Source organism: Bacillus sp. AFS053548 (genome assembly GCF_002575105.1).
In the GTDB taxonomy this organism is placed as follows: domain Bacteria; phylum Bacillota; class Bacilli; order Bacillales; family Bacillaceae_G; genus Gottfriedia.
Window position 1 is genome coordinate 240780 of record NZ_NUHI01000005.1, and the last position, 26492, is coordinate 267271.

Consider the following 26492-nt stretch of genomic DNA (forward strand, 5'->3'; position numbering starts at 1 on the left):
ACTCATTCAGTACTTAAAAGTCAAGAACTTATCGTTCTTCTTCCTCTTCAAATTCTTCTAATTCTTCATCTTCTTCATCTTCTAGCTCTAAATCTTCATCTTCTATTTCAAGGTCTTCATCATCTTCATCGATTTCTTCGTCATCAAACTCATCAGTTTCATCATCTTCAACTAGATCTTCATCTAACTCGTCTAATTCAAGTTCTTCCTCTTCAAAATCATCTTCTTCAGATGCGTCATAATCTTCGAACTCATCTTCTTCTTCCACTTGTTTACGTTTCTTCTTAGGTTTTGCAACAGGTAATACTTCTTCTTCTGCTTGATCATATGGATACCAAGCACGTAATCCCCAGCGATTTTCACCTAAACATACGAAACGGCCATCAATATTTAATTCTGTATAGAATTGAGGAAGTTTTTCTAATAGTGCCTCTCTAGTTACACCTAAAACTGTTGCTATTTGGTCAACTAAATCGTAAAAAGAAATAGGTTCCTTTGTTTCAGAAAAAAGTTCATATGCTAATTCAATAAGCGATAATTCTTTTAATTGCTCTTCCGAGTATTGCTTTAAACTCAAGGTAAGCACTCCTTTAAAAATAATATTTTCACCATAATTTAATAACATTATGTATAAATTTTACTAGTTAGCTATAAAATACATATCTTTCATTATAAACAAAACTAAGTTAAATATGCTAGCACCTTGTCTATATTTTTCAATATTAGACTTATTTTTTGCGAAAATAGTAAAATGAGCGTCTAAAAGACGCCCATTCTACCTAACTCCAGTCACATGCCCCTTTTGCTGTCTTAAAGCAGGACAAACGGCTTTTCACAATTCTTTTTACATATTTCTACGGTATTGTCCGCCTACTTCATATAATGCTTGAGTGATTTGTCCTAAACTAGCAACACGAACAGTATTCATTAGCTCTTCGAATAAATTGCCATTTTGACGAGCAACTTGTTTTAATTGTTCTAGAGCAACTTGTGCTTCTGATTTATGTTTAACTTGGAATTGCTCTACATGATCTATTTGCGATTGTTTTTCTTCGTAGCTTGATCTAGCGATTTCCATTGTATTGATTGATTCCATCTGTTCATTAGGATTGATGTAAGAGTTTACTCCTATGATTGGAAGTTCACCATTATGTTTAAGTGTTTCATAATAAAGTGACTCTTCTTGAATTTTGCCACGTTGGTATTGAAGCTCCATCGCACCTAATACGCCACCACGGTCACTGATTCTCTCAAACTCTTTTAAGACTGCTTCCTCTACTAAGTCTGTTAGCTGCTCAATGATAAATGATCCTTGGATTGGATTTTCATTTTTCGATAGGCCATTTTCTTTTTGAATAATAAGCTGAATCGCCATTGCTCGACGTACAGATTCCTCAGTAGGAGTTGTAACAGCTTCATCATATGCATTTGTATGAAGTGAGTTACAGTTATCATATAAAGCCAGTAATGCTTGTAAAGTTGTACGAATATCATTAAATGCCATCTCTTGAGCATGTAATGAGCGACCTGATGTTTGAACATGGTATTTAAGTTTTTGGCTACGTTCAGATGCACCATATTTTTCTTTCATCGTAACAGCCCAAATTCTTCTCGCTACACGTCCTATTACCGAGTACTCAGCATCAAGTCCATTACTAAAGAAGAACGATAAATTATGTGCAAAATCATCGATTTTCATGCCTCGACTTAAATAATATTCAACGTAAGTGAATCCATTTGATAAAGTGAATGCAAGTTGTGAAATCGGATTTGCTCCAGCTTCAGCAATATGGTATCCAGAAATTGAAACTGAATAATAATTACGTACACTATTATCAATAAAATACTGTTGTATATCGCCCATCATTTTTAAAGCGAATTCTGTTGAGAAAATACATGTATTTTGCCCTTGATCCTCTTTTAAAATATCAGCTTGAACAGTACCACGAACTTTTTGTAAAGTTACTCTCTTTATTTCTGTAAATTCTTCAACTGCTAAAATACGGCCTAATTCTTTTTCTTTTATTTCAACTTGTTGATGGATAGCAGTATTTAAGAACATAGCTAAAATAATTGGTGCTGGACCATTAATTGTCATAGAAACAGATGTTGAAGGACTACATAAATCAAAACCATTGTAAAGCTCAATCATATTATCTAAAGTACATATATTTACTCCACTCTCACCAATTTTCCCAAAAATATCCGGACGGATTGCTGGGTCTTCTCCGTATAGAGTTACTGAATCAAATGCTGTACTTAAACGTTTAGCTGGGTCATTCTCACATAGATAGTGGAATCGTTTATTTGTTCGGCTTGGAGGTCCCTCACCAGCAAATTGTCTCTTCGGATCTTCATCTTGACGCTTGAATGGGAATACTCCTGCTGTAAATGGGAAATATCCAGGTACGTTTTCTTTCGCTACCCATCTTAATAAATCTCCATAATCTCGATAAGTAGGTACAGATACTTTCGGTATTTTTGTGCCCGATAAAGTTGTAGTTGTTAATTCAACTTTAATTTCTTTATCTCTAATTTTTTGAATTAGTAGATCTTGTGAATATGCTTCTTTAATCAATTTAAAATGATTTAGAGCCTGTTTTGTAGATGGAGCAAGAGATTCTTCAAATTTATTTTTCAAATCTACTAATGTATGTTTTGCATCTTCAATATTTTGTGACTCTATTTCAGATAGCGTTCCTTCAATTTGATAAAGCTTTGAAGCTTTTGCTGCCTCAACTTCAGTGTTTTCGTGATAGTTTCTTACAGTTTCTGCAATTTCTCTTAAATAAAAACGACGATTACTTGGAATAATGACATGTTGTTTCTCAACATTACCCGGCTTAATATATGTCGTATTCCACTCATTTGTAGTGTGTTTTTCAATTGATTTTGTTAAAGCTAAAAATAAATTATTAGTTCCTGCATCGTTGAACTGACTAGCGATTGTTCCGTATACAGGCATTGTAGCGATATCGTCATGGAAAAGATGGCGGCTACGTTGATATTGTTTTTGAACAAGACGTAGTGCATCTTCTGAGCCTTGACGTTCAAATTTATTAATTGCAATCAAATCAGCAAAGTCAATCATATCAATTTTTTCTAATTGAGAAGGTGCTCCAAATTCACTTGTCATAACATATAGATGAATATCACTGTACCTAGTAATTGCAGCATCACCTTGACCAATACCACTTGTCTCAACAAAAATAACGTCAAAATCAGCTGATTTTAAGATTGAAATAGTATCCTCTAATGCATTTGAGATTTCAGATTGACTATCTCGAGTAGCTAAACTTCTCATATACACATTTGGATGGTGAATTGAATTCATACGAATACGGTCACCTAATAGTGCCCCACCTGTTTTACGTTTTGTTGGATCAATTGAAACAATACCGATTGTTTTTTCTGGAAACTCTTGAATAAAACGGCGTACTAGCTCATCTGTTAATGAGCTCTTACCCGCTCCACCAGTACCAGTCATACCAATTACTACACTTTTACTAGTTTCTGATTTTTCTAATGTTGCGGCCATCTCTAAGCTTGAATCGAGAGAGCCTTTATTTTCAGCTAAAGTAATAAATCTAGCAATTTCTTTATGATTTGTAGCAGATAGTTTTTGAACGTTTTCTAAGTCCTTTAAAGGCGGAAGAAAATCTGTGCTTTGTAACATATGATTAATCATTCCTTGAAGTCCCATTATACGGCCATCTTCAGGTGAATAGATTTTCGTGATTCCGTATTCTTCTAGCTCCTCTTGCTCTTTAGGCAGAATTACTCCACCGCCGCCACCAAATAACTTGATGTGAGAAGCGCCTCTTTCTTGAAGCAAGTCGTACATATATTTAAAGTACTCCATATGTCCACCTTGGTAGGAAGAAATTGAAATACCTTGTACATCCTCTTGAATTGCTGCGTTAATAATTTCTTCAACTGAACGGTTATGGCCTAAATGAACAACTTCAACACCATTTTCTTGCAATAATCTTCTAATCATATTGATTGACACGTCATGGCCATCAAATAAGCTTGATGCAGTAACGAAACGAATCTTGTGCTTAGCTTGATACTTTTCTACCATACTAATCATCCCCCAGAATTATAATTGCTTTTTTTGTAAAAGAAAACTTGGTAAAGGGCTATCCATATTCCTTGTACCAAGCGATCCTAATCATTCGTAATGCGAAAAGAAGAATAAATATTATTTTTTATAGCATTCTTGAGATTACTAGTCTTTGAATTTCTTGTGTTCCTTCATAAATTTGAGTGATTTTAGCATCTCTCATAAAGCGTTCCACCGGATAATCCTTCGTATATCCATAGCCACCGAAAACTTGTACTGCCTCTGTTGTAACCTTCATCGCAGTATCTCCTGCAAGTAATTTAGACATAGCAGATTCCTTACCATATGGAAGTCCATTAGATTCTAACCATGCTGCTTGATAAGTTAATAGACGAGAAGCTTCGATACTTGTAGCCATATCAGCAAGTTTAAATGAGACACCTTGTTGAGCAATAATTGGTTTACCAAATTGAACACGCTCTTTAGCATAATCAACTGATGCATCTAAAGCACCTTGTGCAATACCTACTGCTTGAGCAGCGATTCCATTTCTACCACCATCAAGAGTTTGCATCGCAACTTTAAATCCTTTACCCTCTTCACCTAATAGATTTTCAGCTGGGATACGGCATTCTTCAAAGATAATTTCAGTTGTTGGCGATGAACGAATACCTAATTTACTTTCTTTCTTACCAACTGAAAAACCTGGTGTATCACTTTCAACGATAAATGCAGAAACTCCGTGTTTATTTGTAGGATCAGTCACAGCAAATACTACGTAAATTTCCGCTTCTCCACCGTTAGTAATAAATATTTTTGAACCATTTAATATATATTCGTTTCCTTCTCTTCTAGCAGTCGTTCTCATACCACCAGCATCTGACCCAGATCCAGGTTCGGTTAATCCATAAGCACCGATTTTTGTTCCTTGTGCTAACGGTTTTAAGAATTTTTGTTTTTGTTCTTCAGTACCAAATTTATATATCGGCCAACTAGCTAATGAAGTGTGAGCTGATAAAGTTACACCTGTTGAAGCACAAACTCTAGAAAGCTCTTCAACCGCGATAACGTAAGCTAAATAATCACTACCGATTCCACCATATTCCTCTGGGAATGGAATACCTGTTAATCCCAACTCAGCCATTTGATCAAAAATTGAGCGATCAAATTTTTCATGCTCATCACGCTCAGCAGCTGACGGAGCAACCTCATTTCTAGCAAAATCTCTTACCATTTTACGAATCATTTCATGTTCTTCACTTAAACGAAATTGCATAGATCATTTCCCCCGATTTTTGCTAGGACAAGGATCACAATCAAATGAGAGGTTTTTATTGAAGATAATTATTTTATATCCTATTCCCCTTAACTTAATTGCTCCCTTATCACTGCCTTGTTGTTTTTGTCGATTTTTGTAAGCGTTAACAAAATATTTTATACTTTAACTAAAAAGATAGTCTACTTCGTATAATATTAGACAAAAATCTGAAAATTCCTGTTATTTTTTGTAGAAAAATTTTTAAGTTTAGAAGGAAGGAAAAACAGGATCAAGTTAATAGGCAAAAATAGAAATGCAAAAAAAATAACAGCTTAAGGGAGGCAGTACTTAGACAAAAGGAAGTATTTCCCTCCACTCTTTTCCTGCTCTTCCCATACCCTGCTATTCTTGCTTTTCCCTCTTATCGTACCTCTATTAAGACTGCGTCTCCTTGACCACCGCCGCTGCAGATTGCAGCAATTCCTAGGCCTCCCCCTCTTGCTTTTAGAGCATTAACTAAAGTTACGATGATTCTTGCACCACTTGCTCCAATTGGATGCCCTAGAGCAATAGCTCCACCATTTACATTTATTTTTTCTAAAGGTATATCCGCAATTTTCGCACTTGCTAAAACGACTGCTGCGAATGCTTCGTTAATTTCAAATAAGTCTATATCTGACATCTTTTTATTTGTTTTTTGTAATAATTTTTGAATGACATATCCTGGAGTTCTTGGGAAGTCCTTTGCTTCTACAGCCATTGATTCTGTAGCAACGATTGTAGCTAAAGGTAAATAGCCATTTAGTTTTGCTTCTTCCTCACTCATTAATAAAAGTGCTGCACCTGCGTCATTTAAACCAGGTGCATTTCCAGCTGTTATTGTACCGTCGCGATCAAATGCTGGTGATAGCTTAGCTAGTTTTTCAATAGTAGTATCTTCCCTTGGACCCTCGTCTACTTCTATTTTGGTTACGACTCCTTTTTTGCCAACTGACTCAATCTTTACAATCTCTTCTTCAAATTTACCTGTTTTAATCGATTCAACCGCAAGTTGTTGACTACGAAGTGCCCACTCATCTTGTTGCTCACGAGATATATCTTCAATTTTGGCAACTTCACTTCCGTATGTACCCATATGAACACCAGTAAATGAACAAGTTAAGCCATCCACTAGAAGGCCGTCCTTTAATTCTGTGTTCCCCATTTTATTTCCCCATCTTATAGAGGTTTGATAAAAAGGTGTATTACTCATGGATTCCATTCCACCTGCAACAATACGTTTACTTTCACCAGATCGTATCAATAAATCAGAAAGCATAACACTACGCATACCAGAAGCACATACTTTATTTATTGTTTCTGATCTCGTTTCCCAAGGTAATCCTGCATTACGAAGTGCTTGTCTTGAAGGTAATTGTCCTTGTCCACCTTGTAAAACTGTTCCCATTATTACATCATCAATCATTTCTAATGGATGGTTAACACGGTTCAATGTCTCTTTAATTGCGATTCCACCTAACTGGGCGGCACTAAAGCCCTTTAAGGCGCCTCCAAAACGTCCGATTGGTGTACGAACTGCACTTACTATAACTGTTTTACTCATCCCAATTTCCCCCTTAAAGTTTTATCTATTTCTCCTCTATAATAAAATCCTATAATCTATCAATTCACTAAATAAAAAGGCGGTATAAAACGCTGCCAGGCAGTCTGAAAGGTGTACAAGTTGCACACCTTCCACTGCTATTTTATGAAGATTGAAAAGTTATAGAACTTTTATGAAGCCTGGTTTTGTTTGTCACCAAAAATCGATAACTCTAAAAGCTCTGCTATATCTAGTGTTTTTACATTTTCTTCGACTTCTTTTGCTTTTGTTCCATCAGATAGCATTGTTAAGCAATAAGGACAACCTGTTCCAATTACATTTGGACTAACTGCAAGTGCTTGTTCAGTACGTGTTACATTAATACGATTACCAACATGCTCTTCCATCCACATTAATCCTCCACCCGCTCCACAGCACATACCTGTTTCACGCTTACGCTCCATTTCGACTAGTTTGACGCCAGGAATTGCACGAAGAATATCCCTAGGAGCTTCATAAACTTCATTGTATCGACCTAAATAGCATGAATCATGGTAAGTAATCACTTCATTTACTTGATGAACTGGCTTCAACTTACCTTCTTTAACCAATTGAGATAATAATTCTGTATGATGATAAACTTCTATTGATAAACCAAAATCAGGATATTCATTTTTAAATGTGTTATAAGCATGCGGATCAATTGTTACTAATTTGCTTACTCCCGCTTTTTCAATTTCTGCGATATTATTACTTGCTAACTCTTGGAATAAGAATTCTTGACCTAATCGTCTAGGTGTATCGCCAGAATTTTTCTCTTTATTACCTAAAATAGCAAACTTAATTCCAGCTTCATTCATTAGTTTCGCAAATGCTAATGCGATTTTTTGGCTACGGTTATCATATGAACCCATTGAACCTACCCAGAATAAGTACTCAATTTCTTCTCCAGCTTTCTGAGCTTCTTTTACCGTTGGGATATGGATACTTTCATCAAGTTCTCTCCAGTTTTCACGGTCTTTACGATTTAACCCCCATGGGTTTCCTTGACGTTCGATATTTGTCATTGCACGTTGAGCATCTGGTTGCATCTTACCTTCTGTTAAAACTAAATAACGACGTAAATCAATTATCTTTTCAACATGCTCATTCATTACTGGACATTGATCTTCACAGTTACGGCAAGTTGTACATGCCCAAATCTCTTCCTCAGTAATTACGTCACCAATTAAACTTGGACTATATTCCAATGTTGCTGCTGATTCTTGTTTTCCTTGTGAAGCAAATGCTAATTGATTTCCTTTTGTTTTAGAAAATGCAACTGTTGGAACCCAAGGTGCGCGAGACGTTACAACAGCCCCTGTTTCAGTTAAATGATCACGAAGTTTTAAAATTAAATCCATCGGTGACAGCATTTTTCCAGTTGCAGTAGCTGGACATACATTAGTACAACGACCACATTCAACACAAGCATATAAGTCAATTAACTGTGATTGACGGAAGTCGCTGATTTTTCCAACACCGAATGTCTCTTGTGTTTCATCTTCAAAATCTATTTTTTCTAATTTTCCCGCTTTCGTTAGACGATTAAAATATACGTTCGCTGGACCAGCAAGTAAATGTGCGTGTTTTGATTGAGGTACATATACTAAGAACGTTAAAAGTGAAATTAAGTGAGTCCACCAAGCAACATAAAATAATGAAATTGATAAAGGCTTACTAATACCGTTAAAAATTGTTGCAATTAATGATGCGATTGGTTCGTGAAAGCTCGTTGCTTCACCATGCCAAATGATTCCCATGCCATTACCAAATAGTGTTGATAACATTAATAAACCAATAAAAATAAGAACTAAACCGCTTTTCCAACCTCTTTTTAGTCGAACTAACTTTTCAATATATCGTCTATGGAAGGCCCAAACAACTGCCACCAATATTAGTAACGCAATGATTTCTTCAAAAAATGTAAATGCACCATACAAAGGTCCAAGAGGTAAATGTGCGCTAGGAACAAGACCTCTTATAATAAAGTCTAAAGCTCCTGCTTGAACTAAAATGAATCCATAAAAGAATAACAAATGAATAAATCCACTTTTCTTATCCTTCAAAAGCTTTTTTTGCCCAAAAACATTGACCCAAATTTTTTGAAAACGTTCTTTCAAATTTCTTTCAAATTCTTCTTTTTTACCTAATTTGATGTAGGCAAGTCTTGTTTGAATCAGGTAAATGAATAAATAAATTGCATAAACTGTAATTGCCACAAACCCTAATGCGTTCAAATACAAAAGTGCATGATTCATGATGTATTCCTCCCCCAATTTTCCCGGCTATAAAGAAAACGCTTACTGTTTAAAAATTTATAACCATAATAATATTCAGAAAATATATAATTTAATTATATTATGAATGACTATTCAGTCAAATACTTTTTCATTTTAAATTGGCTCTTTTTCATATTCTTCAATGTAAATGGTCATACTATCAACACGTAAAAGGTAAAGGAGTTTAATTATATGATTCTTTGCATTTGCTTAATCGCTCTACTCTTTCTTATACTCCTTGCTAGCTTAGATCTTTATTTTGGTTATAAAGCCTTTCATAAATATGATAAAACTTGTCCATTTAAAAAAAGATATAGTGAAACAATGTTAATAACAGATGGTAATGATTTGTACAAACATCTTCTAGACGATATAACAGAAGCAAGTAGTAGCATTTCTATGCTTTTTTATATTGTTCGAAATGATGATACATCCGAAAAATTTTTATCATTACTTGAAAGAAAAGCCCAGGAAGGATTACAAGTACGATTGCTTGTTGATTGGATCGGAAGTTTTAGACTAAAGCGTAAAAGAATAAAAAAACTAAAAGAAAATGGTGTGGAAGTACTTTTTAATCGGAGAACTGGATTTCCATATACTCTCTATCGGTTTCAACATCGTAACCATCGTAAGATTACAGTAATAGATCAAAAAACCGGCTATTTTGGTGGTTTTAATATTGGCAAAGAATATATTGGTTTTGATGAAGAATTAGGTTATTGGAGAGATTATCATATTCGAATGACAGGAGAAGGTGTAAAAGATTTACACACCCAATTTTTAATTGACTGGGTTAGAAGTGGCGGAGAATCCTTTACGTTAATTAATGACGATGAATTAGCAAAAGGAGAAATCGAGCACCACTTCTATTCGTCGGACTTTGTACGCATTGAGAACCTATATAAAGATTTAATAGATCAGGCAAAAAAACATATTTACATCGGTACACCTTATTTTATTCCAACAAAAAAATTGATGAACGCACTTCTTGAAGCTCTTAATCGAGGCGTCCATATATGCGTAATGGTGCCTGAAAAAGAAGACCATAGACTTGTTAAAGAGGCAAGTTTTCCACATCTCCTTTTAATTTTAGAAGGTGGTGGGGAAGTTTTTCATTATCAGAAAGGGTTCTTTCATGCCAAAGTACTACTCATCGATGACCGTTGCTGTGATGTAGGATCCGTTAACTTTGATCGTAGAAGTCTTTGCATAAATGATGAATGGAGCTGTATTTTTTCAAGTGAGTCTTTCATAATGAAAATTAAAGAAATATTTACAAAGGACTTAGAACGCTCAAAATCTTATCCTACCCAGCATTATAAAAATACAACATTCTTATGGAAGTGTCGCAAGCTTTTATCTAAGCTTCTTTCTCCATTAATGTAATCCTTTTTACACGCACAAAAACCAAGGTAGAGGTGAACAAATTATGATTATTCGATTTGGATATGTATCACATGCATTATCATTATATAATTGTTCACCTGCAAAAACTCTTACATTTACTCGTTATAAAGCCCTTAATCAGGAAGAACGTTTAGAGAAATTAATTTATGTTACATCACAAAATATCGAAAATACGTCTAGAGCACTTCATTACAATGTGGGACAACAAATTCCTTTATATAGAATGTCCTCTTCAATGGTCCCTTTGGCGACTCATCCAGATGTAGAATTTGATTATATAAATATTTTTCACAAACAATTTAAAGAAATAGGTGATTTTATCAAGAAGCATGAATTAAGAGTTAGTTTTCATCCTAACCAATTCACGCTTTTTACAAGTGATAAACCTCATATTACTGATAATGCTGTGATTGATATGGAATATCATTATAAAGTACTTGAAGCAATGGGTATTTCAGACCAAAGCGTCATTAATATACATATTGGAGGAGCGTATGGAAATAAAGAGCTTGCTATCCAACGGTTTTATGAAAATATAAAAAAGCTCCCTACCCACATAAAAAAACAAATGACGTTAGAAAATGACGATAAAACGTATAATACAACTGAAACACTAATGGTTTGTAAAAACGAAGGTATTCCGCTCGTATTTGACTATCATCATCATATGGCAAACTTATGTGAAGAACCTTTAGAGAAATTATTACCCCTTATATTTTCTACTTGGGAGCATACATATTTGAAGCCTAAAATTCATATTTCATCTCCGAAATCCGATAAAGAGTTTAGAGCACATTCAGATTTAATTGATCTTAATTTTATTAAGCCCTTTTTTGACATCGTCAGATCAATTGGAAGTGATATCGATATAATGATTGAATCGAAAAAAAAGGATTTAGCTCTATTACAATTAATGGAAGATATAGCGAAATGGAGAGGTTATAAGCGAATAAGTGGTGGTATGATCGAAGTTACTTAAAGTTGAGTACCAAAGACATAACAGATGGAAATAAAGAGGCCATGAAAGCATTTAAAAAGGTCATTTATACTTACCGTAGCCCTTAAGGAAGTTTAACTTACCTTGAGGGTTTCTTTTGGCTTTAAAGTCGGTCATGGTAGAGCTACCAATGTATTCATAAAGAATGACTATGGTATATTGAAGGTTATTCATGAGCATTTGAGCAGTATTTCCTAAGCCTTTATTCTTTCATGGGGTTAGTAATGTTATTTATATAAAAAACACTCAGATTATTAATCTGAGTGTTTTTCATTACCATTTTGCCAACCATTATTGTTCTTGTTCTCGTTTTCATTGTTTTTATAACGATTATTGCATCCGTGGCAGCTTTCTTTATTTTCATTTCTTCCTTGAACATTATTACTTCTTCTTAATTCGCGTTCATCATTATAGTCACTTTTTTTTTTGTCTTGATGCTTTTCATAGTTGTTGTATTGTTTCTTTTGATTTTGATTCGATGATTCATGGTGTTCATTTTGATTTTTATGATTCCATTGAGGCTGCTTATTTCTCCAGTGCTCATCTTGATGTCTATTGTTCTGAACTTCTTTAGAATGACCATTATCATTATTTTTTTCTTTTTCGATTGTAGGTGACTTTAAACTAGATTTATTTTTGTTATTGGTTTCGCCTTTTGTCACTTTCGTTGTTGAATTAGAATTAAAACTTTTTTCTTGTTTATTTTGATTTTGGCTTTGATTTTGAGTTTTAACCTTTGGCTGATCTAGTTCCTTAGAATATGGGATATTAATATGATTATTAGTATCTTGAATATCCTTCAATTCATGATTTAGCTCACTTTGTTTATTTTCAAATTCTTTTCTCATCTCACCAGTTAATTTGATTGTTTCATCTGGTTCAATTACTTTAGATTTCTCCATTTCATCAACTAAATCATCCATAACTAAATGTAGGGGCTCATTTTTCCAGTTATCCATTTTGTCGATCAATTGTTTACCTTGTTCATTGTGACCCTTTAATGCAATGACCTTTAACTGTTTGTCCAATATTAAAGATACCTTTGCCTCTGAGTCGATCGTAACCTTCCCTGCTGCCAATGCTTCATTGTTGTTCAAATTTACAAATATAAAAGAAAAAAGAATTAATCCACTCGCAATTACGACAGGTATCAATTTAGGGATGCTCAATTTCATTTTTTTATTTAAAATGATTGCATTGTTGGGGAACTGGATTTCTTCACCGATTGAATAGGATGACAATATTTTTTTACATTTTAAGTATTCTCCGTTAGCAGTTAGTACAACTACGGAAGAATGATTAACTTTTAATACAATACCATTGTTCATCTTCAGTTCCCCCTTTTTAAATAGTTTTTTAAATAAATATACTCATTGACGCTAATGATACTCATGGCAATTATATATTTTCTATGTTTTTCTAGCGATTTTCGACTTATATTAACTTTAGTTTCTAGTTTTTTCATCGGTAATTTTTTCTTTTTATATAGAAAAGTTAACATTTCTTCATCAGATGTAACAAGGTCTACAACTGAAAAAATATGCTCCCTAGTATCTTCATGTTTAGGCGAAACCTCTACTAAAGTTTCTAATGAAATTCCAAACTGTTTAAGCATCTCACTAAAATGAATAATTTCTTCTTTACGGTTTATTTCATCAAAGTTTTTTATATAAGAGCTATACACATGGTCATCATATTGTTTATGTATATCCTCTGAACCGGTTTGTTCTGAGGTCAACGATTGGTATTTAGATTCCTTCCGAAAGAAATCGATTAATTCTCGTTTTATGATCAATTTAGCAAAAGTTAGAAATGAAGCACCTTTTTTATATGAATATAGTTTAATAGCTTCATGAAAAGCATTTAAACCAATACTAAATTCATCTTCTTGATTAGTAATATATCTACCACAAATAGTGGAAACAGTTTTGTTTATAAAAGGAGTATATTGAACTATAAAATCATCTAGTTCTTTTGATGAAGACTGTTGTATTGTTAATACAATATCTTCAATTTTTTCTTTTCTTTTATAAAGCGTCTGAAAAATTGTAAGTAACAAGACCCGATCTCCTTTCAAAAGAGGATTGCTTACCCATTAAAACTTAAAGGCGCCTCCACTCATTATATAATCAAATGAATGTATGAGGCACCATTTTAATTTAATCAGTTAAACTTAAGCATATCGCATCTTATGAAATGTTTCATATGATTTTATTGAAAGGTGAATGGAAATAATTACTTATTAATTTTTACCATGTCCATTTCCATGGTTTTCACCTTGGTTATTTGAATTCTCATTTTTTTTCCACTCTTGCTTTTCATTTCCCTTATGGTTTCCACGGTTTTCATGTTCACCTTGATTTCTATGGTTTGTACCATTTTCGTGCTTTACTACGTGTTTTACTTCATGTTTTACTTCATGCTTTACTACATGTTTTTCTTCTTTTTCAACTTTTACTTTTTTTACTTTAGCTGGTTTTACTTCTTTTGACTCATGTTGATATTCTTCCTTATGCTCTACTGTTACAGGTTTTGTAGCAACTTCAGCAGCATCATCTTTGTCATCATTTTCACCTTGATCATCTTCATTAACATTTTTCACGTCTGTGTCATTTACGTCTTCAATTTTAGTCACTGTTGTAATAACTTCTGGAGTAGCTGATTGATCTGTAGTTGCATCAGGGTATTGAACTGTAATAACTGGTTTTAGAGTAGTTGAACCCTGTTCTGTGTGCTTTAAGACTTTCTCTAATCTTTCAGAGATTTTATTAAAGCTCTTTTCAATATTTTTAGCAATCGCAGCTTTTGCTTTTGGATTTTTAACTTGATCTAAAACATTTGCTAAAACAAGTAAATTGTTATTTAAATGATGTTGAATTTTTGCAATTTCTTTTTGCTCTTTTGTTAATTTTTGTTTTTCATGCTTGTCTGTTTCAGCTTTATCTTGATCTTCTTTTTCTACTTCTTGTTTATCTGTATCTTGCTTGTCAGTCTCAACTTTTTCTGTGTCTTCTTTTTCTACTTCAGTTGAATCTTCTGCTGGTTTCGTAGTAACAGTACCTTCTGTTGTTGTTTCTGAAGTCGTTGGCTCAGTAACAGTTGGAAGTTTTCCATCAAGTTGACCTTGAGCATTATCCATTTGACTTAAAGCTTCTTTTAATGTTTCTTTTGCTAAATCTTCTTTGCCTTCTTTAATTAATTCTCTTGCTTCATGAATGCGCTCTTGAGCAAATTGTGCTAAAAGTTCTGCTTCTTTAACTTTATCTGTTGTTAGTAACAGTTGAATTTTTTCTACTGTTGTTTTTACAAAATAGAAGAAATCGCCTTTAACTAATGCAGGTGCTTCTTCCTTTTGGTCAGTTGGTGAAACTGTCTCATTTTCAGCAGCAAGTACTGAACTAGAGAATCCTAACTGAGATAGTAAAAGTGCTGTAGCAGTCGTATGTACTAATAATTTTTTCATTAATTTTTTTCCCCTTTGTAAAAGTTTCTTTATTTATTCTCACTATAACTATTCGTAAAGAATTTCATTTTTTAGGGGGTCATTTTAAAAAAAATTTAAAAAATTAATAAAAAAATGGTGAAACCTGTAATTTTTCCCTATTTACCGACAAAGTTGTATAAAATAACTTACTAAAAAAATACAAAATAATACTTTGGAAATTTGATTAAGTTAACAAAAAAGTACCATACCCTAAATTAGGGCATGGTACTTAGTGTGTAGATAAAGTTCAAAAAATTTGATTATCAGACTGATTACTTACATTTTTTCTGGTGCAGAAACTCCAACTAAAGCTAATGCATTTTGTAATGTAACTTGAACTGCTTTCATTAATGCCAATCTAGCCATTGATTTTTCAACATTTTCAGCATCTAACACTTTTTCTGCATTATAGAAGCTGTGGAATGTACCCGCTAATTCAAATACATAGTTTGTAATATGATGAGGAGTACGTTTTGAAGCAGCTAATGAAACCGCTGCTGGGAATTCTCCTAATTTCTTTAATAACTCATATTCTTTTTCAGACGAAACAAGGCTGTAATCAGCTTCTCCATTGTAAACAATACCCATTTCTTCTCCTTGACGAAGAATACTACAAACACGAGCGTGAGCGTATTGTGAATAATACACAGGGTTTTCATTTGATTTAGAAACAGCTAAGTCCATATCAAAGTCTAAATGTGAGTCACAACCGCGCATTGCAAAGAAGTAACGAGTTGCGTCAGTACCTACTTCTTCCATTAAATCACGTAACGTTACAGCTTTACCTGTACGTTTACTCATTTTAACTTTTTCACCATCTTGATATAACTGAACCATTTGGATAATTTCTACTTCAAGCGTATCAGCATTATATCCTAATGCTTGAATTGCTGCTTTCATTCGAGGAATGTATCCGTGATGGTCAGCTCCAAGAATATCAATTAATTTATCTGCACCACGACTAAGCTTGTCTCGGTGGTAAGCGATATCCGGAGTTAAATAAGTATAAGAGCCATCGCTTTTAATTAGTACACGGTTTTTATCATCTCCATATGTTGTAGAACGGAACCAAGTCGCTCCTTCTTCTTCATATGTTTCACCACGTTGTTTTAAATCATCAAGAGCCTCTAACACTTTGCCATTTTGATATAATGAAGTCTCTGAATACCATACATCAAATTCTACTCTGAAATTTCGTAGATCTCGTTGTAGTTTTTCCATTTCTAATTTTAAACCATACTCACGGAAGAACTTGTAACGAGCCTCTTCTGGTTCATTCACATAACGGTCACCGAATTCAGCAGCTAAAGTTTTACCAATCTCAATAATGTCTGAGCCATGATAGCCATCTGCTGGCATTTCTTTATCCATTCCAAGTGCTTGCATATATCGAGCTTCTACTGAAAATGTTAAATTATTAATTTGGTTTCCAGCATCATTAATATAATACTCACGAGTTACTTCATAACCTGCTTTATTTAAAATATTGCATAATGAATCTCCAAATGCAGCTCCACGAGCATGACCTAAATGTAAATCTCCAGTCGGATTTGCTGAAACAAACTCAACTAAAATCTTTTCACCGTTACCAAAGTTTGTTTGGCCATATTCATTTCCCGACTTAATAATCGTTGGAATTAAATCAGTAAGATAACTATTATCCATATAAAAATTAATGAAACCTGGCCCAGCAATTTCTACTTTTTGAATGCTTGCCTTACTTTGGTCAAAAGAATTAATTAACTCCTCTGCAATCATTCTAGGAGCCTTTTTAGCAACACGTGCTAATTGCATTGCCATATTTGTTGAAAAATCTCCGTGCGCTTTATCTTTTGGAGTTTCTAATACGACTTGTGGTAATTGTTCCTCCGTTGCTAATCCTGCTTTTAATACCGCAGCTTCGATTTCATTTTTCAAACGACTTTTCACTTGTTCTAATGTATTCATATCGTTGCCTCCTTAATTGATACTGTAATGTTATACGACCCAGCATTTTCATCTCCTACGAAAAGCTTATATCCTAATTGAAGTACCCCTTTTAAAGGTCTTTCAGATACTAGAAATTGTAGTTTTTTTGTATATGCCTTAGTTTGAAATACGCCTAATTCATTAGTGAAAGTACCTTCAGTTGTTTCATTTACTCTGTATTGATGACGCATCATAACTCCGCCATTACGAATAATTGTTACTTCCCCTTTACTTATTTTCATAGTAGCCTTTACTTTTCGATCCTCGTGATTTTCATCAAATAATAAATATGAAACATCATCTTTTTTATAATATAGGCCATTTGCTTGAAAACTGATTTTATCACGCCCGTGTGAATCTTTTATCAAAGTCTCAAAGTCAATTGAGACAGGTATGCCTTGTTGTCCTTTCACTTTTACACGTCCTTTTCTCCCCATGAACGTAACGAATCACATCCAAAAATCATCTTTTCCCATTTTAGCATAATCTAATAAAAAAAATAAAATAGGTAACAAAAAAATTGTGAAAAATATTCATTAAAGTGAACGAAATTATATGCTTTCCAAAAAAAATGGGGAACGGAACTTTCTTGTTTCTAAAATATTTTATAGGCTTTCTTTACATAATACCCGTAGCCTCGTTCTATATAATGATGAATTTCATCCATTAAATATGTGTGAACAATTTAATGAAAGATCATCACGAAGGAATAGATCATTTTCAATAAGGATGGCAATAATCGACCATATTTATTTCGACTCACCAAATCCAAAAATGCAGGAACTATTACTCATTGAACGTGATCCGATTTCAATTGCATCAACATACTGACAAAATAATCTTGCCATGAAAGTAAGATGGATTTTTTGTTTTCAATTGAAAACAGTTTGTGAGACAATAAAGAACATATGGAGAATAAAAGGGGAATTTATGAAAACAATCGCACAACTATCATCTAGCAAATTATTTTTCATTGGACTAGGCATTGGAATCATTTCGTTATCGAGTATTTTTCTCATTTATTTGTACGCCTTTTTCGTGCCATTCGTTGTTGGACTTATTTTGTGGTTTATTTTCAAACGAAAAGCGATCATGTTCGGCAGTTTTACAGCAGCACTAATTGGATTACTCGCACTTATCGGCTTCATCGTTTATCTGATGATGTTCGGTCATTTCGGACCATGAAAACCAGCTCGTAAAGGGCTGGTTTTTGTTTATTTATAAAAAAAAAACAAAAAAAACCGCCAGGAATACGTAATTCCTAGCGGGTTTTCACCATTTATCGAGAATAACCCGATAATATTAGTGTGCAGATTCTGCTTTATCAATATGAATTAAATGCTTTTTATTAATAAATAAGAAAAGTACAGATAGTAATACAAAACATCCACCTACATAGAAAGGTACATGTGGATTATACCATTCAGCAAGTTTACCTGCTAAATATGGTGCAATTGCTCCACCAAGGAAACGTAAAAAGCTATATGCAGCCGATGCTGTTGAACGTTCAACTGGAGCTGCTTGCATTACTGCTGTTGTTATTAATGTGTTGTTATTACCTAAAAATGCACCTGCTATAATTACACAAACGATAACAACACTACTCGTATTTGTACCTACTCCCATAATAAGAAGCGTAATTGCGAAAAGAGTTAACATTGCATACATCGATTTAAGTGTACCGAATTTCTTTTGTAATTTTGGTGCCATAAATACAGATGTAATTGCTAATAAAAGTCCCCATCCTAAGAATACAAATCCTAAACCATGTTCCTTTAATCCCATATAGAATGGTGAGAATGCTAATAAAGTAAAGAATCCAAAGTTATATAAAAATGCTGTAATACCTAATGTTAATAATGATCTATGTTTAAGAGCACGGAATGGATCAAGGAACGATGCTTTTTTCGTATTTTGTGTTATAGGTGTTTTTGGCATCATAAAGGAAAGAGATAAAAATGCAATTACCATTAAGCAAGCCACACCAAAAAATGGACCTCTCCAAGAGATCGAACCTAATTCTCCACCTAATAATGGACCAACTGAAATCCCAAGACCAATAGCAGTTTCGTATAAAATAATCGATTGTGCAACACCTGATCTAGATAGTGAAACAATTGCAGACAATGCAGTCGCAACGAATAGCGCGTTACCTAGACCCCAACCTCCACGTAACCATACTAATTCCCAAATACTGCTTGAATTTCCTCCAAGACCGGCGAAAACTGCAATAATCAGTATACCTAATAGCAGAGTCCACTTAATCCCAATACGTGAAGAGATAAAACCTGTTATTAACATCGCGAATGCCATTACTAAATTGTAACTTGTAAAAAGAAGCGTTACATCACTTTTAGAAGCATGCATCTTTTCTGCAATTGCTGGTAATATTGGGTCAACTAATCCGATACCCATGAATGCGATAATACAAGCAAAACCAACAGCCCAAATTGCTTTTGGCTGATTCAAAAGACCAGATTTTTGATTTACATTCGTCTTTTGCTTTTTACGATCTGACAAGTTTGACATATTTCATCCATCTCCCATATTATTTATTGTTCTAATGCTTTTTGAACCCTCTGATACATTGCATTCATTTCATCTCGAATATCGTTCATTTTTTTAAGCTTTTCATCAATCATTTTTAATTGTTGAGCAAGTATTACTTCCGCCCCTAATAGCTTTTCTTTTCTTTCATCTTCATTCATTTTTTCCTTGTTTTCTCTATAATGTAATCGGAATTCTTCATATGCCTCACTAATTGCCATATATTCCTGTACCTCTTGCAAAGAAAAACCAAGAACATCACGAACATTCATTATTTTCTTCAGTCGTTCGATATGCAGGTCTGAATAAAGTCGAAATCCTCCTTCACTTCTTTCAGGTGGTGAGATTAAACCAATTTCTTCATAATAACGAATCGATCGCTTTGTTAATCCACATTCCTTCGCTACTTCATCTATTTTGTAAAGCAAATCACTTCCTCCTTTCGAAATGAATTTACATTTTTTATATCACTTATCTATCTTACTCCTAATGCATCGTTAACGTCAACGTTAACTTTGTACATTTTTATATTTTTATCTTTCTACAAAATTATTGTTTTACTATAAAAACAGTACTAATAATCATATTTGTTCCCGATTCAAAAAACCCGAAAGAAAATACGACTTTTAGCGCATTTTCTTTCGGGTTGTTAACAAATGATTCAACAAATGTCGTTAAATCATACACATATAAAGTTTTGTTCTTCTTATGCTGTTTGCTGCAATTTTCTCACTTTATTAACTATCTTTCTTCGTTTTAACGCCCACATTGTAATCCCAGTTATCCCTAAACCAAGTGGAGCTATTCCAACTAAGGCATAAATTGTTTTTACGAACACACCACCAAAAGTTCCTCTATGCAAACTTTCACGCCAAACAAAAAATTGATCATAGGCTGATGCAGTATTTTTCGAAAAAGTTCCTAAATGCTTTCCAGAGAATTGATCGAAAAATTCGCTTGTATTTCCTTTACCTTCCGGGTCGTAACTGCCATCACTTAATTGGGCTTCTATAACACCTTCTTTATCCGACGGAAGTCTCAACTTATATAACTCACCTTTCGGGTGTAATTTATTAATTTGGTTAACTATCGTATCCAGTCCTATTTGTTGTTTACTATTATCCACTGATTTAAGTTCTTCAGGATAATTCGATGTAAATTTCAATTTCAAGGATTCTTCAATCTTTTCTTGGAATGGAAATAGCATTCCTGTTATTGCTACAACAAGTAAAAATGGTAAAGTAATAACCCCTATGAAATTATGTAATGATAGATTTTTTGCCATTTGACTTTTATTCCATTTAATTTTTAGGCTTTTAAACATTCGTTTAATGCCTGGATACCATAAATAAATACCTGTAATAAGAATTATAATAAATGCAATTGCAACGATCCCGATAATTGTTTCACCAATATCATCTAATAATAAATGTGTGTGTAACTCTTTAACAAAAGAAACGATTGATTTCTCTCTATCAAAATTACCTAATAAGTTGCCATTGCTGGGGTCAACATATGCATCAATTTCATTATGTCCTTTTGACATACTTGCATGATATACATCTGTTAACTTTGAAGGCACATCCATCCTCGAAATTTGAAAACCTTTGTAATGTTCATGGAAAATCTTTTCTGCTTCTTTAATTCCAATATTTCTTTCACTACTTGCAGGCTTAAAATACTGCGGATTTAATACATGTTCAATCTGATTCCCAAACACTAATACACTACCAGTTGCACAAACAGCAATAATAAAAAGTCCAAAAATTAAGCTGCATACCAAATGTAGAGTTAAAATAAATTTTCTTACCCCTTTTTTCATCTTCATCTTCTCTTCTCCTAAAAAATTGATAATAATAATCGTTCTCAATTATAAAGGTAATGATTATCATTATCAATACTATTTTTCCATTATTAGTAAATTAATTGAAACAATTACAAGGTTTTTATGTTAAAAGATATAAAAAAAAGGCGACTTCTCGCTCTATTGAACGAAAAATCGCCTTTTACAAATCTAATTACTTTACCCAACCTAATAAGATTTCACGAATAAATTTACTTGCCGCAACTTGAGTTTGCTCTGCATGATCGTAAACTGGAGCTACTTCTACTAAGTCTGCCCCAACAACGTTAATATCACTGTTTGCGATAGCTAAGATGCTATCAAGCATTTCTTTTGATGTAATACCACCTGCTTCAAGAGTTCCTGTTCCAGGAGCATGTGCAGGATCTAATACATCGATATCAATCGTTACATATACTGGACGGCCAGCAAGCGTTGGAAGTACTTTCTTTAATGGCTCAAGTACTTCGAATTTAAATAAATTCATTCCAACTTCTTTAGCCCATTCAAATTCTTCCTTCATACCAGAACGGATTCCAAATGAATAAACATTTTTTGGTCCAATTAAATCACAAACTTTTTTAATTGGTGTTGAGTGAGATAATGGCTCACCTTCATATGAATCACGTAAATCAGTATGAGCATCAAAGTGAATAATGGCTAAATCTGGGTATTTCTTGTACATAGCTTTCATTACTGGCCATGATACAAGATGCTCCCCACCCATTCCTAGAGGAAATTTGCCTTCAGCTAATAAGCCGTCAATATAATCTTCAATCATATCAAGGCTTCTTTGAGCATTACCAAATGGTAATGGAATATCTCCTGCGTCAAAATACTTAACTTCTTCTAGTTCTTTATCTTGATATGGACTATATTCCTCTAATCCAATTGAAACTTCACGAATACGCGTAGGACCAAAACGAGAGCCTGGTCTGAAACTTACAGTCCAATCCATAGGCATACCATAAATAACTGCTTTACTTTCTTCAAAGCTTGGATGACTCTTTATGAATACATTTCCAGAATAAGCTTCATCAAAACGCATAATAAAGCCCCCTTATTTAGTAAGATCAGCTACAAATTTTGGTAATACAAACGCTGCTTTGTGTAGCTCTTTAGTATAATATTTTGTCTCAATATCGAAGAAACGATTCTCTTCTACTTCAAGTGGATCATGTTTTTTCGAACCGATTGTAAATGTCCACATTCCACTTGGATATGTTGGAATGTTTGCAATGTATAAACGAGTGATTGGGAAGATTTCTCTTACATCACGTTGAACTTGCGTGATTAACTCAGGAGTAAACCATGGGTTGTCCGTTTGCGCAACAAAAATACCATCTTCTTTTAATGCTTTAGAGATACCAGCATAAAAGCCTTTTGTAAATAAGTTAACTGCAGGACCAACTGGTTCAGTTGAGTCTACCATAATTACATCGTATACATTTTCACTATTTGCAATATGCATAAATCCATCGTCAACTTTTACTTCTACACGTGGATCTTCTAATTTTCCTGCAATTTCAGGTAAGTATATTTTAGAGTACTCAATTACTTTTCCATCGATTTCAACTAGAGTTGCTTTCTTTACACTTGGGTGTTTTAATACTTCGCGAATAACACCACCGTCACCGCCACCTACAACTAATACGTTTTCAGGATTTGGGTGTGTGAATAAAGGTACATGCGCAACCATTTCGTGGTATACAAACTCATCTTTTTGAGTTGTCATAACCATACCATCTAAAATAAGCATGTTTCCGAACTCTTCTGTCTCTACCATGTCAAGCTTTTGAAACTCAGTTTGCTCTGTATGTAAAGTTTTATTAATTTTAGCAGTAATTCCAAAGTTTTTTGTTTGTTTTTCAGTAAACCATAATTCCATTTAATGCATCTACCCTTCTTTATCAAGATTTAGTTTGAAACATAAGTATCGTTTTGTCGAGGCTGAACAAGACGCCTCCACTTTTTCGATTATGTTTCGTATTATCCCCACTCTTCCTAATTCCTATCGGATTTGTGTTGTTACGACAATTTTTTGCCGTACAAAAGAAAAGTATAGAGTAATTTTTGTGAAATGCAAGATTTTTAAAGCTAAATTATTTGATATTTTTTACTAGGGTAATTTGAATAAAATTTCTCTTAATCTACCATACTAGTATTAAATTAGAGAAACGAATCGAGAGGAGGATACATTTTTGTATAATATCAACTACTCTTTTCATTGGCGTACACTTCAAAAGGTCGGCATTTTACTTACGATTATTTCAATTTCAAGTACACTATTTTTATCTTGTGTTTATCTGTTTGCAATTACTTCTACAAAACCTTCATTATTTATTGAGTCAAATTCCAGTTATTATGATCACAATCAAAAGCTAATTAGTAAAACTAAGCTACTTCAAAATCGTAAAACACTTAAAATTGCAGATGTGCCTCCAATTGCGATCAATAGTATTTTAGTTTCTGAGGATCGTAATTTTTTTCATCATCATGGCTTCGACTTAAAAAGGTTGGGTTCTGCTATTTTAATTAATATAACGAAGGGACAATACGCTCAAGGTGGAAGTACAATAACTCAGCAACTTGCAAAAAATTTATATCTTTCTCAACAAAAAACAATTAATCGTAAATTAAAAGAGGCTTATTTAACGATGAGACTTGAGTCAGCTTACAGTAAAAATAAAATATTAGAAGCATATTTAAATACCATTTATTTTGGACATGGTATTTATGGTCTAGAAACTGCGGCGAATACTTTCTTAGGAAAAGAGACAAACGAGCTAACAATTGGTGAATCTACATTTTTATTAAGTATTCCGGCCAATCCTTCAACATATGATCCTTACGTTCATTTTTCATCTGTAAAGAAAAGGCAACAACGAATTTTATCAGCACTTGAACAAAATAAATTAATCAACTCAAAAAGTGTTAAAAATGCATTTGATGAAACGATTAAGTTAAAACCGATTAAACATACTTCAAATTCTTCATTTACATCCTATTTTCAACAAAGCGTTCAAAAAGAAATTACAGCTTCAATTGGACAATCAATCAATAACAACGGTAGCCAAATTTATACAACATTTAATCCCGCTATTCAAAAGCATATTGATCAAGCTTTTGATAAGTATATTAGACCAAAACCTGATTTACAGGCTAGTGTAGTCGTATTAAATAGTAAAACTGGTGAAGTATTAGGTATGACTGGCGGCCGTGAGAAAGGACAGTTTTTATTTAATCGAGCAATAGCGTCGAAAAGACAGGTAGGAAGTACAATAAAACCTATTCTATATTACAGTGCACTTGAAAATGGCTATACCCCATCAACAAGACTTCAAAGTAAGCCTACTATATTTCACTTTGAAAATGGAGATTCATACAGTCCCAAAAACAGTGGCAATCTATACGCGCATGATTCAATTACTCTAGCTAAAGCTATTGCTGTTTCAGACAATATATACGCTGTAAAAACCCAACAGGCAGTCGGTACTGACGAATTTATTAAAGCACAGAAGTTATTCCATTTAACCACACCGAATAATAAACTACCATCAATGGCACTCGGCACTCAAGATGCTTCATTGCTCGATATGACAAGAGCATACGCATTAATTGCGAACAATGGTAAAGACGTTATTCCTCATTTCGTAAAAGAGATTAAAACTCAAACAGGAAAGACCATCTATAAAGAAAAGTTTGATAATAAACAAATATTAGATAAAGATCAAACCATTATTCTAAAACAACTAATGAACGGAATGTTCAACACAAGTTTTTCAAGCTATTTGCCAGTAACAGGTACTAGCATTATTCCTGAACTATCAAAAGATTATTATGGTAAAACCGGCACAACAAAAACGGACAGCTGGATGATTGGATTCCATTCAAATCTTATTGTGGGGGTATGGGTTGGGTATGATCATTCAAAAAATCTAACCGCAGAAGATGGTTCACTATCCAAGAAGGTATGGGCATCCGTTATGACAAATTTATTGGATAAAAATATAGACGCTAAACTACCTAATGATCTAGTTAAAGTTGCTGTAGATGAAAAGACTGGCCTCTTGTATAAACAAGGCTGCGGCGATAAGGTTTCACTTTATTTTCGTAGAGGGACACAACCTACAAAACCTTGTATGAATAAAAAAATGAACCAAAAACAAAGAAAGGAAAATAAAGACAGTAAGCCTTGGTATTCTAAATATTTACTATAAAAACAAAAGACCTCACCAAATTGGTAAGGTCTTTTGTTTGTCCTAGTCCTAGCTTTGTCCAAGCTATTATTAGTTTACTTTATTTAGTCTTAAATGTAAAAAGATTATTCGACGATTTCTTCAAATTTTTTATATAATTTACCTAAAGAAAACTTGTCGATTGGCGAGCCCTTGGGCGAAGACAGAGACGTACTTGCACTTATACTTAATACCTAAAATTGGAAACTACGTCGATTTTCCTTCTTCGCTGCCAATTTAAACTTACTTAATGTGCAAAAAAGTATACTACCCTAAAAGTTCTGTTTTTAGCTGACTTGATGAATTATTCCACATCTCTTCATTGTGCGATTTTAAGAAATCAGCTAATAATTTACGAGACTTTTCATCCATCTGTTCAACCATTATTTTTCGTTTCATCGCTTTATCCATTTTATTTACGTGGTCAGGAAGAAGTTTATATCCTCTTCTAGCTTCACGATCAACTGTCATATAACAGCCTGTTACTCCAGCATAATAAGGTCCACTTTCAGTTCGCTCAGTTGCAACCCATACTAACCAATATGGTTTTCCATTAGGAACTTCATCCTCATTTGTTAAAAACTTGATTCCTTTTTCAACTGAACTTCTTGCATGCATTGCACCGATATCTACAAAAACATCATTCTCTTGTATATCAATAAAGACTGGAGAAATATTTTCTAAACTAATTGCTCCAACACCAAATCCGCCATGCCCACTCGTTGAATCATTTTTTAATATATTAAATCCTAGTGATTTCTTTTTTGGTTGATCAGACATT

General features: G+C 33.6%; 20 protein-coding genes. 4 read left to right on the forward strand and 16 right to left on the reverse strand.

The annotated features are described in order from the left end of the window. Window positions 1-28: 28 nt before the first annotated feature. From rpoE to CN946_RS03020, 5 genes are all read right to left on the reverse strand, one after another. On the reverse strand, window positions 29-577 hold the full coding sequence (rpoE, locus tag CN946_RS03000; protein ID WP_098859830.1) for a DNA-directed RNA polymerase subunit delta: 549 nt from the start codon (window positions 575-577) through the stop codon (window positions 29-31). A 267-nt stretch (window positions 578-844) separates the two neighbouring features. Next, window positions 845-4084, reverse strand: a complete 3240-nt coding sequence (gene icmF, locus CN946_RS03005) for a fused isobutyryl-CoA mutase/GTPase IcmF (protein WP_098859831.1) — start codon at window positions 4082-4084, stop codon at window positions 845-847. A 127-nt stretch (window positions 4085-4211) separates the two neighbouring features. Beyond that, the gene (locus CN946_RS03010; RefSeq protein ID WP_098859832.1) at window positions 4212-5342 is read right to left on the reverse strand and encodes an acyl-CoA dehydrogenase; all 1131 of its coding nucleotides are present in this window, start codon (window positions 5340-5342) and stop codon (window positions 4212-4214) included. 403 nt (window positions 5343-5745) lie between these two features. Beyond that, window positions 5746-6927: an acetyl-CoA C-acetyltransferase gene (locus CN946_RS03015; RefSeq protein WP_098859833.1), complete on the reverse strand. Its 1182-nt coding sequence runs from the start codon at window positions 6925-6927 to the stop codon at window positions 5746-5748. 170 nt (window positions 6928-7097) lie between these two features. Beyond that, window positions 7098-9206, reverse strand: a complete 2109-nt coding sequence (locus CN946_RS03020; protein WP_098859834.1) for a heterodisulfide reductase-related iron-sulfur binding cluster — start codon at window positions 9204-9206, stop codon at window positions 7098-7100. A 213-nt stretch (window positions 9207-9419) separates the two neighbouring features. Between CN946_RS03020 and cls the strand changes: the two genes are divergently transcribed. Both cls and uvsE read left to right on the forward strand, forming a co-directional pair. Then, window positions 9420-10613, forward strand: coding sequence for a cardiolipin synthase (gene cls / locus CN946_RS03025; protein WP_098859835.1), 1194 nt, complete (start codon window positions 9420-9422; stop codon window positions 10611-10613). A 43-nt stretch (window positions 10614-10656) separates the two neighbouring features. Continuing rightward, complete coding sequence (gene uvsE, locus CN946_RS03030; protein WP_098859836.1) at window positions 10657-11613, forward strand: UV DNA damage repair endonuclease UvsE; 957 nt, start codon at window positions 10657-10659, stop codon at window positions 11611-11613. Window positions 11614-11885: 272 nt separating this feature from the next. Here uvsE and CN946_RS03035 read toward each other — a convergent pair whose 3' ends face one another. From CN946_RS03035 to CN946_RS03055, 5 genes are all read right to left on the reverse strand, one after another. After that, window positions 11886-12959, reverse strand: a complete 1074-nt coding sequence (locus CN946_RS03035) for an anti-sigma factor domain-containing protein (protein WP_098859837.1) — start codon at window positions 12957-12959, stop codon at window positions 11886-11888. 2 nt (window positions 12960-12961) lie between these two features. Further along, a complete protein-coding gene (gene sigI / locus CN946_RS03040; RefSeq protein WP_286133799.1) occupies window positions 12962-13690 on the reverse strand; it encodes an RNA polymerase sigma-I factor in 729 nt (242 codons plus the stop codon). A 183-nt stretch (window positions 13691-13873) separates the two neighbouring features. Then, window positions 13874-15094 (reverse strand): DUF5667 domain-containing protein, encoded by a 1221-nt coding sequence (locus tag CN946_RS03045; RefSeq protein ID WP_098859838.1) that lies wholly within the window; start codon window positions 15092-15094, stop codon window positions 13874-13876. Between the two features lie 297 nt (window positions 15095-15391). Next, complete coding sequence (gene argS / locus CN946_RS03050) at window positions 15392-17062, reverse strand: arginine--tRNA ligase (protein WP_098859839.1); 1671 nt, start codon at window positions 17060-17062, stop codon at window positions 15392-15394. Beyond that, window positions 17059-17496 carry a YwiB family protein gene (locus CN946_RS03055; protein WP_176547183.1) on the reverse strand — a complete coding sequence of 146 codons (438 nt, stop codon included), beginning with the start codon at window positions 17494-17496 and terminating at the stop codon, window positions 17059-17061. The genes argS and CN946_RS03055 overlap by 4 nt, the downstream gene beginning before the upstream one ends. A 517-nt stretch (window positions 17497-18013) precedes the next feature. Between CN946_RS03055 and CN946_RS03060 the strand changes: the two genes are divergently transcribed. Beyond that, a complete protein-coding gene (locus CN946_RS03060; protein WP_097974836.1) occupies window positions 18014-18268 on the forward strand; it encodes a hypothetical protein in 255 nt (84 codons plus the stop codon). A 117-nt stretch (window positions 18269-18385) separates the two neighbouring features. On the opposite strand, the gene CN946_RS03065 is transcribed toward CN946_RS03060, so the two are convergent. From CN946_RS03065 to speE, 5 genes are all read right to left on the reverse strand, one after another. Then, window positions 18386-19612, reverse strand: a complete 1227-nt coding sequence (locus CN946_RS03065) for an MFS transporter (RefSeq protein WP_098859841.1) — start codon at window positions 19610-19612, stop codon at window positions 18386-18388. Window positions 19613-19635: 23 nt separating this feature from the next. Next, window positions 19636-20058 (reverse strand): MerR family transcriptional regulator, encoded by a 423-nt coding sequence (locus CN946_RS03070; protein WP_098859842.1) that lies wholly within the window; start codon window positions 20056-20058, stop codon window positions 19636-19638. A 278-nt stretch (window positions 20059-20336) separates the two neighbouring features. Further along, window positions 20337-21458, reverse strand: coding sequence for a PepSY-associated TM helix domain-containing protein (locus tag CN946_RS03075; protein WP_098859843.1), 1122 nt, complete (start codon window positions 21456-21458; stop codon window positions 20337-20339). Between the two features lie 190 nt (window positions 21459-21648). Then, window positions 21649-22521, reverse strand: a complete 873-nt coding sequence (gene speB / locus CN946_RS03080) for an agmatinase (protein WP_025671011.1) — start codon at window positions 22519-22521, stop codon at window positions 21649-21651. Window positions 22522-22533: 12 nt separating this feature from the next. Beyond that, complete coding sequence (gene speE, locus CN946_RS03085; protein ID WP_025671010.1) at window positions 22534-23361, reverse strand: spermidine synthase; 828 nt, start codon at window positions 23359-23361, stop codon at window positions 22534-22536. Window positions 23362-23674: 313 nt separating this feature from the next. Between speE and CN946_RS03090 the strand changes: the two genes are divergently transcribed. Next, window positions 23675-25693: a transglycosylase domain-containing protein gene (locus CN946_RS03090; protein WP_176547184.1), complete on the forward strand. Its 2019-nt coding sequence runs from the start codon at window positions 23675-23677 to the stop codon at window positions 25691-25693. Between the two features lie 285 nt (window positions 25694-25978). On the opposite strand, the gene CN946_RS03095 is transcribed toward CN946_RS03090, so the two are convergent. Then, complete coding sequence (locus CN946_RS03095; RefSeq protein WP_098859845.1) at window positions 25979-26491, reverse strand: YwhD family protein; 513 nt, start codon at window positions 26489-26491, stop codon at window positions 25979-25981. Window position 26492: the final 1 nt, after the last annotated feature.